The sequence below is a fragment of the Nonomuraea sp. SYSU D8015 genome (assembly GCF_008065375.1).
Classification (GTDB): domain Bacteria; phylum Actinomycetota; class Actinomycetes; order Streptosporangiales; family Streptosporangiaceae; genus Nonomuraea.
In genome coordinates this window covers 122,053-135,596 of sequence record NZ_MU084033.1, presented here as the reverse complement: position 1 = coordinate 135,596, position 13,544 = coordinate 122,053, and the positions used below count along the sequence as shown (strand labels likewise).

Here is a 13,544-nt window from a genome sequence, read left to right as displayed (position 1 = left end):
AGGGACCCGCCATGCAAGTCATCGACATCTATCCCACGCAGGAAGAACTGAACCGGCTTCAGCCGCTGTTGGCGAGCGCCACGTTCGACGACGAATGCGGCCGTTGGGTCCTGTCCGACGGCAGGGCCGTACCGACCTGTGAAGGTTGCCCGTGCAGGCGGCCCGACGTGGTCCGGGAAACCTCATACCCGGACCCGCACGGTGCCCCGCCCAACATCGTCAAGCATTACCTCTGCCACTACCACGACAAATGATCAGCGCCGGGTTCTGCCCCGGCGTCGGATGGCGCTTGCGCCGCTAGAGCCTCAGGCCGATCGGCCTGAGGCTCTTTGGCATGCCCCGGCTGATCTGGCCCCGCCTGCTGGGAGCCTGCGGGGTCACCGGAGGCCGCTACGGCAGTGCGCCTGCTCCGCCGACTGGAGCCTGAGCGGGTGGCCCGCTCTGTCAGCTCGGCAAGGGCGTTCTCGACAGCCGCGCTGTCAGCGGTGCGCACTGCGATCTTGCTGACGTCGGCTGGCACGCCGACGAGCGTCTGCAGGGTGTCAGGGTCGCCGTACACCTGGACCGCCAGCGCGGTCACGACCGCATGATCCTTTTCGGCCGCCTTGGCGGCGGCGCGCGCCTGCTCCAGGTTCGTCGCCGACGTGAGCCAGTCGGCCGCCACGAACTCCTTCATTCGGACCTCACGGGCAGCCTCATCTCGTAACAACTGCCTTAACTCAGAACCCGAACGAACATTTACACCATCAGTCATAGAGACATTCCAACGCTCATCTAGATCAAGAGCAAGATCTCATCACAGCTCAACATCACAAATATTGACCATCAATCTGACTAGAAGTCTAGATCAAAGTCACAGTGCTAAGGTATCGTCACTTCGTGACGATACGTGGGGCTGTGCTCACGCAGCCGAGAAAGGCAGGCGGGAGGTGACGGGGCCATGTCCTGGATCACCGTCATCGGCCCGTCCGACGCCCAAGTCGAGTATCGATTAGCCGGACTGCACGGGTGTGGACGTGCGGAAACAGGGAGGATCAAGGCCGCGCCGCTGATCCGCGCGGTGCAGGCGAAGGCCGCGGAAATGGGCGTCGAAGCAGGGGATCTGCTCGCCTCGGATCGACAACGGCATCTGTTCATCGACGCGGCGCGGCAGGTCGAGGCCCACGGCGACGACTATGAGATGAATGCGGGAACGGCGCTGCGCATCGCCGTCGCCGCCGGCCTGGATCTGGAATCGATCTACCCGCCTTCAGCCTTGGAACAGGTAACCGGCCTGGACCGACAAGTGGCCTATCGGATGGCCGACACCGAACGCCCTCTGCTGTGGATCGGCTCAGGCTGCCAGGACCTGGGAATCACTGCAGGCGCGGAGCTGTCCGCCGAAGAGTTTGACGACGCCCGGGCCATCATGAAGGGCATCGATCCGCAGACAGGGGAGGTGCTGGTCGCACCCAAGCGAGCGGCTCACCCTCGCTCGAAACTCACTGCCGCGCCGCTCCTGGAGGCGATTCGGGACCGCGCGAAAATCCTCGGTGTCCGTCTTACTGGCCCGTTCGGCAGCAAGCGCAAATGGGCCGCGTACTCCCAGATGAGCCGCCAGGTAGAGCGGCTCGGCGACAGTCATCGGGTGAAGATCGGCACCATTCTCACCTTGGCCGATGCGGCCGGCGTAGATGTTGTGGCGGTGTACGGCCGGGCCGCGCTGGAGGAGGCGCTGAAGTGGGAGCACGAGACGGTGGTGGTGGGCAATCGGGGCTATGACCTGACGCTGAACCTGCCCAAGGCCTTCAGCGTGTTGTGGGCCTTCGCCTCCGACGCCCTGGGTGAGCAGGTGGAGGAGGTGTTCCTGCAGGCGGTACAGGAGGCGGTGCAGGCGGCCGAGGAGTGGACGTGCTATGGGTTGCGCCACCATCACGGCGACGGGCAAGCGGCTGAGCGCGTCGCCTGTACGGGCTTTGTCGGCTGGCTGAACGTGCACCGGACAGCGCGGCCGGTGGAGGGCGCGCCGATCGGAGATCCGCACCTCCACGCGCACGTGACGGTGGCCAATCTCGCGCTGGGCACCGACGGCAGATGGTCGACGATCGCGGCCGGCGGGCGTGATCTGTTCCGGCACATCAGCGCGATCGACGCCTTGCTGCAGGCGCGCGTGCGGCAGCTGACTCACGAACGGTGGGGGATGGTCTGGGAGCGCAATACACGCACCGGCGTGTGGGAGATTGTCGGGATTCCGGATGAGACAATCCGCCTGTTCAGCAAGCGCAACACCGAAATCCTTGCCCTCTTCGAAGCCTGGGGGATCGACATCGGCCAGGCCACGGCTGAGCAGCAGCACACCGCGGCCGAGGTGCTCAAGCAGGGCAAGGTCCGCGAAGCCACGGAAAGCTCCACCACGGCGCTGCGGGAGTACTGGCGAGCCGAGGCGCAGCAGGCCGGCCAGCATCCCGACCGCATCATGGCGGATGTGCTGGCGCCAAGCGCCGACCCAGGCTCGCGCCCGGACGCGCTGCGGGCGTCGCCGCACAATCTGGACGAGCTGTGCGCGTTCGTGTTCCGCCGCGATGAAGGGTTGACCAGTCACCGCAAGGACTTCACGCGCGCTCAGGCGTTGGCGGCGGTGCTGGACGCCCTGCCGGGCGGGGTCACCGAGCGGCAGGAGGCGGAGGATCTGACGGATCTGGTGCTCGCGCACGGCGGGTATGCGATGCCGCTGGCGGCCCGCGGTGAAGCCCATCTCAGCAACGCCGCCCGCTTCACCACGGCCGACATCGTGGCGGCCGAACGCGCCATCTTGGCCACGACGCGCGCCCGCTACCGCAGCAACACCGCGGTGGTCGCACCGGCGACCTTGGCCATGGCCATCGACACCTACGAGATGGCCCACGGCCTCACCTTGAGCGCCGAACAGCGCGCGGTGCTGGCGCGCATCACCGGCGCCGGGCACGGCGTCGAAGCCGTGATCGGCGTCGCCGGCGCGGGTAAGACCACGCTGATGGAGGTGGCCCGCATCGCATGGGAGGCCGAGGGCAAGGTGGTCGCGGGTACCTCTACGGCCGCCGTCGCAGCCTCCAATCTGCGGGTGGAGACCGGCATCCGCAGCTTCACCATCGCGGGCTGGCTGCAGCGGATCCGGCACCGGCAGGGACTGGCCGGGGTGGACGTGCTGATCGTGGATGAGAGCGCGATGGTCGATGACCGGCAGCTGGCCGAACTACTCGAGCACGCCGCTCAGGTGGGCACCAAGGTGGTGGGCATCGGGGATCCGCAACAGCTTCAGTCGCCCGGCGTGGGCGGCGCGTTCAGCGCGGTGCACACCCTGGTCGACGGACTGATGCTGGAGACCAACTACCGGCAGAAGGACCCCGTCGAGCGTCAGGCGCTGCAGATGTGGCGCGACGGGCAGCGCCGCGAGGCGCTACGGCTGTGGGCCGAGCACGGCCGCGTGCACGCCACCGCCACACGGGAGGAATCCTTCGCGGCCATGCTCGCGCTGTGGGATGAGCGCCGCACGCTGTATCCCACGATCCATGACGCGATCGCCGGCGTGCTGCTGCTGGCGGGCCGCAACGCCGACGTCGACGAGCTGAACGTGCTGGCCCGAACCATCCGGCGCGCCCGCGGCGAACTGCACGGCCAGGACGTGACCTTCGCCCTGGCCAACGGCGGCCACCTGCCGCTGGCGCTCGGCGACATCGTACTCATCCGCCAAAACGACTACCGGGAGCGGGAGTCCAAGGGCCGGCACGCCGACGTGCTGAACGGATTTCGCGGCATCGTGGTGGACGTCGACCGGGCCCGGGGCGCACGCGTCGAATGGCGGCGCACCGACAAGGACGGGCGCGAGCAGTTCGTGCGCGAGTGGGTGAGCCCGGACTACATCGCCAGCGGCGGCCTGTCCTACGGCATGGCCATGACCGTACACAAGACCCAGGGCTTGGGCGCCGACTACGCGCTGACCTACGGGGTGGGGCTACACGCGAATGCGGTCTACACGGCGCTGTCGCGCGACATCCGCGAGGCGCATCTGTTCCAGCCGCGCGTCGAACTGGAGGACGAGGCCAAGCAGGCCGAACGAGGAATGCCGCGCTCGCTGGCCGAAGAGCTGGATCGGGCGCTGAACGCCTTCGCTGACAGCTTGGAACACGATCGTAACGAGGCGCTGGTCATCACCGAGCTCGGCGATGAGATCGCGCCCATCGACGCCTCCCAGCCGGGGCCACGGCTGCGGGGCGACCCCATGGCGGGCGCCATCGCCGCGCCGGACCCGCTCGCCGAAGCCGTGCGCGCGGCCGCTGGACCGTGGGGAGCGACCCTGGTCCTCGACCCGGATTGGCCCGTGCTGGCCGAGGCTCTGGAGGAGGTCATCGAGGCGGGAGGCGATCCGGAGGAGGTGCTGTTCGCGGCCGCCGCCGACTCCCCGCTGGCTGGAGTGCGCTCGCTGCCGCGTGTGCTGGCCTGGCGTGTGCAGTCGCTGATGGCGCGGGAAACACCGCCCGCGTCGGGCCGGCAATCCCGTCGGGCGATCGTTACGCTGCCGCGTTTGGACGCGCACGCCCAGGCGGCACTGGCCCAGATCCCGGCCATGGTGAGCGGTCAATTGCAGCAGATCGTGCCCGATGACCTTCTGCAGATGGCGCTGGACCAGCTCGGTGACGATCTCCCGGTGGGGCAGCAGAGCGCACCTGCCGACTGGCAACAGCGGTTCTTCGGCGCGCTGGCCGACGGCGAGGTGGACGAGCAGATCGCGCTCATCGAGCGCGGCTTGCCGGGTGTGCGCCGCGCCGTGGAGGAGGCTGCGGGATTCGCCGCCGCCCTCAGGCAGGCCGCCGAGCGAGGCGACGGCACCGCGATGCGCGGCGTCCACAGGGACCTGGAACGGCTGCGGGCGCGGGTGGCCGCCCTCGATGAACTGGCCACAGTGGAGACCGAGATAGAGGCTTGCATCGCCGAAGAACGGCGCCTGAGGCGACAGCAGCTGGATGGCTCAAGCTCTGCCGGCGGCGAACAGCCCCATCTCAAGGCCGCCATCTCCGAGCATGGCGAACGTCTCGCCGAGTTGAGCACACGCCGGGTTGAGTTGCGCCGTACCGTCGGACTACGCTCGGAAGCGGAACGGCTGCGTGAACGATTGACACAGCGCGAAGAGCGGTGGCCCGACATTGAATCTCGAGCGTCTCTCGCCGATCAGACGGATGCCGATCGGGCCGAACAGCAGCACGGCCTTCTCCAGCATCAACTGCGCGCCTTGGAGGTGCGGATGCACTATCTGCGGGCCGAGCTCACGCTGCGCGCTGAGATGGACGTCGAGGATGCCAGCCGAGAGAGCGCTGAACGTGCGGCGTACCGCATGAGGACTACCGATCAGCGCGATGGTCGCAGCACGGTGTCCCACGCAACGGGTCCGGGTGCAGCCGTCCGCCCGTCCGCGGCTTCGGAGGGTGCGGGCTTGGGGAACGCTGTCGGCTGACGAGGCGCTTCGGCATCCAGCGGTGTGATCAATTGAGGTGGCGCCCCAGCGGGTGTGCCACGAGTCTTACCAGCGGGATGGGCCTCCGATGCGTGCCCTTCCTCGGGCGAACGGTGCCATCCCGCCGATCCCCAGGACGATGGCGAAAGCGACGAGCAGGACAGCACCGGCGGCGAAGAACAGCAGTCCGACCCCCGCGATGATGGCCACGATCTTGAGCACGCGCATGGCGCTCTCCTGAAAATGAAGAGGGAGAGGATGGGCAGATGGTGTTGTTTGCTGATTGTGAGGCGTGATCCCTGAAGGACGCAAGTCGGATTTGTCGCAGCCGTAGGACAGGGATCTCGCTGTGAAGAAGGGCGGGTTTCTGGGGATTTCGACGGCCCACTGTGGAGTGTCGTGAGTTCCCGTGCGCCCATGAGGTGATCACTGGTTGCGTGTTATCTGGTGTGGGCCAGTTGTGCGGTGCTCGGGAGAGGCGTGGCGTCACTCAGGTTCCCCTTGAGGAACCCTGGCACCGCCGTGGGTGTTCACGAGTTCGACGAAACGCTGGGCCTCGTGGGGATAGCCCATCCGCCGGAATTCCTCGGCCATCCAGTCACGCTGTGCAGCGCGCAGGGCCGCCTCACGCACGGCGGCCAGCATCTGCTCTTGGCGCCGTCTTTGTCCCCACACGCCAAGCCCTCCCGTCACCGTGCTACCCACACCGGCCGCATGTTGTCCAACCTGATCCTGCGACGGATCGGGCACCATCGTGCCGGGGAGGTCACCTCAGGCGTGCGCCCGATGGCGGCGTACGTGACCAGTTGAACGGATCGAGTCACAGCCCCATACCGTATGAGGAGCCGGGGGGTTCGGCAGCCGGGGGAGTGTAGGTCGCGGGCTGGTCATGCTGGAGTGCTGGGCGGCGGCCCGTCGAGGCGGGAGAGTCGGTACTCGGACTCGTTTCGCGCAGGACCGTGAGGTGAGCAGAGGCCAATTCACTGGTGGAGTGCTCCAGCAGTTGGACCGCATACCCCAGGGCGTCGCCGTCGTCGATGTTGAGTTCCGTCTCTGCCTGAGCCAGCAGAGCACGCACGCCGGTCAGATCATCCTCGCTCAATCCGGCGTAGGAGATGACCCCGTCCAGGGTTACGGGCAGGCCCTGGTGGGTCATCTCGACGGCCGCGTCCATCATCATCTCGAAGGCCGGATGCGTCAGGATCGGAACGCCGTCGATGACGTCGGTGAGCGCGGCGATCTGGCTGGGGTCCGCGAAGAGACCGGCCATCAGCGCGGCCTCGATCACGTGTCGATCGACCGGGTCGACGCCGGCGGCAACGTTGATGTCGCGGTCCAGCCGGTCGCTGGCGGGATGGGACGGACCGGTTGGCTCTGCGTCGGGCGCCGTTTTGGGCGCCGTTTCGGGCGCTGCTTCGCTGGCCTCGTTGCTGGCGCGGGCCGCGTCGCCATCCGTGCTGGCGGGGATGGGCCCGATGACGCGCTGCCAAGCTTCCGGATCGTGTGCGGTGGCGATAATGCCGGCGGCCATTTGCTCGGCTGCGGTGATGAGGCGCTGGAGTCGGTCGAGGAAGACGGGAGCATTTTTCCGCTCCTGCTGCAGGTTCATGGCGAACATGCGCGCGGTGCGCGCGAAGCGTACAAACCGCTCGGTGACCTCCTCGCGCGTGCCGTTCAAGGCGTCGCTGCTGGGTCGTATCTGGCGCCACGCCTCTACGAATGCGCGTGCATCAGGCCGATGGATGTCGCTGGAGTAGACGTCCAGCATGCTGCGGCCGGCGTGCGTGTCGCGCAGTTCCTGGTAGTGGGTCCAGAGGGAGCGCATGCCCTGTTTGGCGTGCTCTGCGGTGGCGAAGGCGACGCTCTCGGGCAGGGTGGGCAGGTCGGCTTCGGTGACGGGCTGATGGCGCGGGGTGTGCTCGGTGATGGTGTAGGTGCGGCCCAGGCGTTTGAGACCTTTGGTGAGCTGGTCGACTTTCCTGGTGCGGGTGGGGTACTTCCAGCGGCTGTCGAGGTACCAGAAGGTCTTGTCGCCGGAGAGTTTGAAGTTGGCGGCGTGCAGCGCCTGGTGGACCTCGGTGTCGTGCTGTTCGGTGCCGCGGACCCTGGTGCCGGACCGGCCATGCTCGATGACGATGCCCTCGGCGTGCGTCTGGGCAACCGTTGAAGTGTCGGAGCTGGGATCGGCTGCTGCGGGATCACGGTGGTCTTGCTGCTGTCCGAGCATCGCAGCGTCGCGCGTTGAGGCTGCGGGTGAGAGCAGTAGCGCGCGTGTCTGGGACCAGAAATCCGCGTCGTCGTGCCAGGAACTCAAGCGGGCGGCATGCCGGTACAGGGTGTCGGCGAGGGTGCGTAGCGCGTGGCGATCGCGCTGGTCGACGTAGCTTCCGTGGCCGGGGCGCGACAACGTCAGGATGAGTTCGTAGGCGGCCTCGGCCGAGCGGCGTGTGCGGGTGACCGGGTCGTTGAGGAACTCATCCAGCTGTCTCTCCCCGCTGATGTGCTTCCACGTCGACGCGGTGTAGGCGCTCAGGAGTTCGGCGGCGGCGAGGGCGGCGGCGTCGAGTTTGGCCTCGCGGGTTCGCTTTCCGCTCTTCGCCAGTAGTTTCCCGGTCTTGGTGGTGGCCCATTCCAGGTAGGCCGCGGATACCTCGTTCAGGCCTTGGATGAACTCTTGAGGGGTTTGGTAGCCGGGGGTGTCGTCATACGTTTCGACGAAGGCGTTTAGGCGTTCGTGATGGCGTGCGGCTTCGCGGGCGATCCCGTACAGCAGCGCTCGTTCCTCAGCGGTGAAGGCTTCGCGCCCGGCCCAGAGGGTGGCGTTGCGGAGTTCCTGCCAGGTGGGCACGGCGGTGCGCAGGGATTGCAGATCCCGGCCGGCGGCGATGGTCTCGTAGGCGGCGTTCAGTTTGTCGATGGGGCGGGCATCGTGGTGGGTCTGGTCGCGGTAGTGCCGCCGCCAGGTGGCCAACTGCTCCACGATGAGCTCGCGGTGGCTGGCCAGGGCGGTGCCGTCCATGTAGGGCTCGGGGGGCGCGCCGAGTTGACGCCGGGCGACGCGCACGTCGGTACCGTCCAGTGGCAGTGCCCGTGCCTGGGTGATGAGGTCGTCGGCGTCGGGGTCCTCCTGGATCACGGCGTACAGCCGGGCGCAGTGGTTGCTGGCGTGCGCGGAGACTTGGTAGGCGGCGGCCGCGAGATAGTTGCTGGCGGCATCCCCGAGTCCGGCGGTGGCGTTGTCGATGTCGTGGAAGAACTCGAGGGTGGCCTGCGGGCTGCGGGGCAGGTCGAACGTGCGAAGATGCGCGCCCAGGAGCTCGCATCGGGCTTCGATGTCCTGTTGCGTTCGCTCGTCGTCGCTGCGGTGTTCGGCGGCGATGTCCAGCAGGGCGGTGAGCCCGTCCCGGATGCGGACGGTGCCTGCGGCGATCTGCGCGGATGTGGTGTAGGGGCCGCGCAGCACCGCCAGGGACGCGAAGCGAAGGTCTTCGGCGGCCGGCGGGGAGGAGTCGGACGGCGGGACAGCGGCGTCGCCGCCGCGGTGTTGGCTTGGTTCTTGCGCTGCTGCGCCGTCCTGCAGGCTCGTCATTGGCGCTGCCGCAGGCGACATGGGCTGGCTGGTCCAGGTGGTGAGCTGCAGGTGCGCCGGGGCCGCTTGGGCGTGCTCGGCGTGCCGGTAGCTGACGTAGATGAAGCGGTGGAGGAGTTCCCAATCTCCCTCGGCGTGGAAGTCGGCGGGGTCGAGGGTCAGGGCCAGTTGGTGCGCCGCGTCGGCCACGCGCAGGGCGCGCAGCCCGTGCTCGGGCGCGCTCTGCGTGGCTGCCGCCGTGAGCGTGCCGCCGGGCGCGGCGCTCGGTGCGTCGCCCAAGGCTGCCTCGTCGAGCGCGGTTCTCAGCGTCGCGGCCGCTGTGGCGGCGTCCATCACGCCGTCGGGTGTCGAAGGGGTGGAGGCCCTGCCGGGCATCAGTGCACGTCCGGTTGCGCTGGTCTTCCACAGCTTGAGGGCGTAGGAGACGAGGCGGGCGCCCTCGCTGAGTTGTTCGGCGTCGACGTAGGTCTTCGGTGCTGTACCGTCGAAGTGATGGGCCGTCAGCCGCGCGTGGTGCTGGTCGGCACCGTCCTTCAGTCGCTGGAGCAGGTCGCGTTGCGGACGGTTGGTTGTGGTGGCGGCTACTCGCTCGGCGGCGTGGGCGAGGGCGGTCCACGCCGCGAGGGCGGCCTGCAGGTCGCGTGTTTCCAGGCCGGTGCTGACGGTCGCCACGGCGTCGGTGAGCCGGCGGAGCTCTGCGTCGCGCGGGTTGGGCTCGTGCTGACGCACCCATTGGTGGGCCCAGCGCAGGAGGTCCTCGCGTGCCTGGCGCATGCTGCTGCGGCCGGTGTAGGGCCGGATGGCTAGCCGGTCGGTGATGGAGGCCAGTACGGGCCCGCGCTCCAGGAGAGTGGTGGTTTCGCCGTCGAACCACCGCCAGGCGCCGCTCTGGTCGAGGGCGAAGTAGGGGACATGCGGCGCGTAGTTGCAGACGCTGAAGTGGTCGGGCAGCTGCCACACGTAGTAGTCGTTGCGGGCGTTGCCGCGGTGTTCGTAGGCCCACTGGCAGGCTTCGGCCAGTGAAGCGTGTTCAGTTCTTTCGTAGTCCGGCTCCCGTGTGGCCACACACGCCAGATAGATGTGCAGGCCGAGGACTTGATCGATGATGTGGCGGAAGGGTTCGTCGGTGTTGTGCCGCTCCCGGAAGCCGGGGGGCACGTCTCGATCGTCGAGCAGGGATTGCTCGTTGAGCCAGCGCTGCAACGGATTGAGCTCGTGCAGCGGCAAGTGGTGGTTGTCTTGGATGTATTGGCGGAAGCGGTCGTCGGTGCAAGCGTGGTCGACGATCTGGTTGCAGCAGGCCACAAGGTCCGGATGGCGCGGCTGGGGCGGGGCCGCGACGGGGTGGCTGGCGGCCCACGCGCGGGCTTGCTCAAGGGAGAGCGGCCTCAGGACGATCGGCGAGGCGCCGGCGTCCGTGCCTGCGGTGTAGGTGATCGTTCCGTCGGCGGCCAGGGTGAGGTGGGTGAGCGTGCCGGTGGCGACGTCGTCGTACAGCTGGTCGAACAGGTGCGTCGCCAGCTGCGGATCGTCCGTTGCGTTGGGGGCCCGGATCGCGAACATGGTCTCGGCCAAGGCGGCGCGCGCGCCGTGCCGCGAGGGCTCGGCGTCGGTGTGGGGGATGTCCTGGCCTCGTGCGGCTGCGACGCGTTCTGCCCGCAGGCGGTCGTGATAGTGGGGGTCGGCCTGCACGGCTTCTTGGAGGCGCGTCGAGAGGGACTCATCGCCCGCCGAGGCCGCCAGGCGAGCGACGTGCCGGGCGGCGGCGTCGGCGAGTTGCCCGAGCGCCTCGCGGTCGGCGCTGCTGCGGTAGTCCGCGCTGCCGAGCATCATGATCAGCGCTTGTGAGGCATCCGCCAGCGCGATTATCCGTCGCTGCCTGTCGCTAAGGCCGCGTCCGTCGTCTCGGCGCCGGGAAACCGCTCCCTGGCGCTGGCGACTGACCATGCGGGTGAGGTCGTCGTGGTCCTGCTGGGCTGTGGGGGTGGTCGTCCAGGCGCGGTACAGGCGCAACAGCTCCAGGTCGTCCTGGAGGATCTGTTGCACGGAGGTGTAGGGCGCGACTTGGTGCTCGGCTCGCGCGTACCACGCGTTGAGCCGGCTCGCGTGCCGGGTCGCGTCGCGGGCGAGCGTTTCCAGCCGCGCTCGGTCCTCCGCGCCTGCGCCTTGTTGCGCCTTGGTGACGCTTTCGGCCAGCGCGCTCCATTTCCCGGTGGCCTCGTAAAGTCCGCGTTCGTGGTCCGGGACGACGGTCATGTCGTGCAGCGCCGTCGAGGCGTGCGCGATGGCGTCGCTCCATTGGTTGGCCGGTGGGAGGGCGTCCAGGAATGCCTGCCGCAGCGCCTGCACCGCCTCGGTCATGTCCGTCAGGGAGGCGTACGGTTCTGCGTCACCGGGAGGGATGCCGGTGGGGCCGGGCGATGTGGTCGCTGTGAGGGCACGCGAGGCCGCAGGTGGCGAGAAGAGCGGGCTGTCTGGGGCCGACTCGGGTGTGGTGGCCACGATGCGGGCGTGGTGGAGATGTGCAAGAACAATCAGATCGCCGACGACCTCGGCCGCGACGTCGTCGGTGTTGCCGCTCGCCTCGGTCTCGAGGGTTAAGGCCAGATCGTAGGTCGTGCTGGCGAAGGCGTAGGCCGCCTCGACGCTGTGGCTGTCGTGGCGCAGACGGTCCCAGGCGCTCGACGCGGCCCGGCGAGCGGCATCGGCGAAGTCCCGCATGGGCTGATGATGCTCGCCCTCGACCTGCCGGTGACGTGTGGTGTTCTCATCTCGGCTGTGGGACCGCCACGTTTCCCAGGCGTGCTCCAGGCGCCGTAGCCCTGCTTGCCAGGCGGCAGCATCGGTGTAGGGAGTGGCACGACGCTCCGCAGCCTGGGCGTAGGCTCGCAGCCGCCGGTGATAGGCGACCGCTTCTCCCGCTACGGCTGTCAGTGCGAACCGTTGTTCTGGGTCATCGCAATGGCGGGCCGCCATCAGGGTGTCGGCTACGATCCGGTTCCACTGCCCGATCATGCGCTCGACCGGACGCGCTTCGGCCACTTCTTCGGTGGTCAGCACGGCGTGCAGGCGCCGGACGAGCTGTGTCGTGAGATTGTTGGACCCGGTCCGGCCGACGATCGGCCATGAGGACCTGATCGACTCCAGCAGTTGTGCCTGGACCTGCTGATGTTCAGTGCCGGTCAGGAACGGGCTCGGGTTCGACAGTGCGGCTTGTGCCGCCTCCAGGTCCAAGGGTGTGACGCTCGGAGCAGGCTCACCGGTGGCTGCAGGCTGGAGTCGGGCGCCGTGGGTCTCGGCGGCGGCCATCAGCAGGTAGGCGGCGGTGCGCAGGTCGCTGTCGGCCAGGTCACCTACGTCGGTGGCGGCCTGGTGAACGTGCATCAGGTGTTGGGCGGCGGTGGCAGGCTCGTTGTCGGTCTGGGTGAGGGCGTAGATGTGGAGCCGGATCTGTACGGTCAGCGGGTGGAGCTCGGCGCTGTTGGGATGGTGGTCGAGGCCGGCATCCAGGCAGGCGGCGATGAAGGCCACGTACGCCTGGGCCAACTGTTGTTGGGCGTGGGCGATGGATTCGGGCCGGTGGTCGGCGCTCAGATAGCCGGTGAGGCCGCTGAAGGCCGGCCATGGGCTTTCCACGGCTGGCCGCCCTGGTTCGGTGCGGGGTGGCTCGGGCAGGACTACGGTAACGCCGTCCAGGTGTTGGGCCCATTCGCCAGATGATGTGACGGAGACGTGGTTGGCGGCGGGCAGCATGTCGGCTGCCACGTAGACGTCTCCCGCGCGCCACACGTACTGCCGTTGGTCAAGTTCACCGGCCGCGGTGGTGGCGGCCTGGCATGCCGCGGCGAAGGTCTCATGGGTGGTGACCCGAAGGACGGATGGCTCAACACCGCGGGTCAGGGCGTGATGGATCTGGACGGCGGCGAGCGCGTCGAAGTTGTCGCGGAAGGCCTCGTAGGACTCGCGCTGCTGCCGAACCTCCTCGTGCACCTCGGGATTGCCCACGCTGGCTTGCCAGGTCAGCCAGTTCTCAAGCTGCGCCCGGGAATCGGGTACGCGGCTTTCCTCGTGGGCCAGCGTGTGGGCGATCGCGTCCTTGACGAGCTGTTGCTGGCCCCTGACTTGAGTGGTTTGCCAGGAGCGGTTCTGGGCGAGACCGGCGAGATCCTGCGGGTGCTGTGTCAGCCACTGCCAGGAGTCCTCGGGTGTCATGGGCGTGGCCAGGTAGTCACCCCCGTCGAGGTCGTGACCGGATCTGATCGAGACCATCTCGATGGCGCCATCGTCGCGGACATGGATGAGCTCGTTCTTCGCCGCGATCGCTTCGTGCAGCATGCTGAACAGCTCATCGCCGGCCAGGTCCTGTACCGGCGTGCCGTCGGACAGGTTGGTCAGCCGGTACACCAGCCACGTCGGCTCGCCGTGAGCGGCCTGGATGTCCTGGCCGGCGCGGTGCGCGCGGAACATTTGAGGGGTCAACTGGTCCAG

6 protein-coding genes (1 of these 6 running past the window's edge) are annotated in these 13,544 nt (G+C 68.2%); 2 read left to right on the top strand and 4 right to left on the bottom strand.

Annotation, left to right across the window (positions count from 1 at the left end):
• Positions 1-11 precede the first annotated feature (11 nt).
• The gene (locus ID574_RS01470; RefSeq protein WP_188186928.1) at positions 12-254 is read left to right on the top strand and encodes a hypothetical protein; all 243 of its coding nucleotides are present in this window, start codon (positions 12-14) and stop codon (positions 252-254) included.
• Here the strand turns inward: ID574_RS01470 and ID574_RS01465 are convergent.
• Positions 239-676, bottom strand: coding sequence for a hypothetical protein (locus tag ID574_RS01465; protein ID WP_188186927.1), 438 nt, complete (start codon positions 674-676; stop codon positions 239-241). The two genes, ID574_RS01470 and ID574_RS01465, sit on opposite strands and share 16 nt — an antisense overlap.
• Positions 677-940: 264 nt before the next feature.
• Between ID574_RS01465 and mobF the strand changes: the two genes are divergently transcribed.
• Positions 941-5,467, top strand: coding sequence for a MobF family relaxase (gene mobF / locus ID574_RS01460; RefSeq protein WP_188186926.1), 4,527 nt, complete (start codon positions 941-943; stop codon positions 5,465-5,467).
• Between the two features lie 66 nt (positions 5,468-5,533).
• Here the strand turns inward: mobF and ID574_RS01455 are convergent, their stop codons facing one another.
• From ID574_RS01455 to ID574_RS01445, 3 genes are all read right to left on the bottom strand, one after another.
• The gene (locus tag ID574_RS01455; RefSeq protein ID WP_188186925.1) at positions 5,534-5,695 is read right to left on the bottom strand and encodes a hypothetical protein; all 162 of its coding nucleotides are present in this window, start codon (positions 5,693-5,695) and stop codon (positions 5,534-5,536) included.
• A gap of 258 nt (positions 5,696-5,953) precedes the next feature.
• Positions 5,954-6,220, bottom strand: a complete 267-nt coding sequence (locus ID574_RS01450; RefSeq protein WP_188186924.1) for a hypothetical protein — start codon at positions 6,218-6,220, stop codon at positions 5,954-5,956.
• Positions 6,221-6,287: 67 nt separating this feature from the next.
• Positions 6,288-13,544, bottom strand: partial view of a UvrD-helicase domain-containing protein gene (locus ID574_RS01445; RefSeq protein WP_188186923.1) — the end only. Its footprint extends 23,478 nt past the window's final position; 7,257 of the gene's 30,735 nt are visible here — the last part of the coding sequence; its start codon lies beyond the right edge, outside the window — the gene reads right to left on this strand; it ends in the stop codon at positions 6,288-6,290.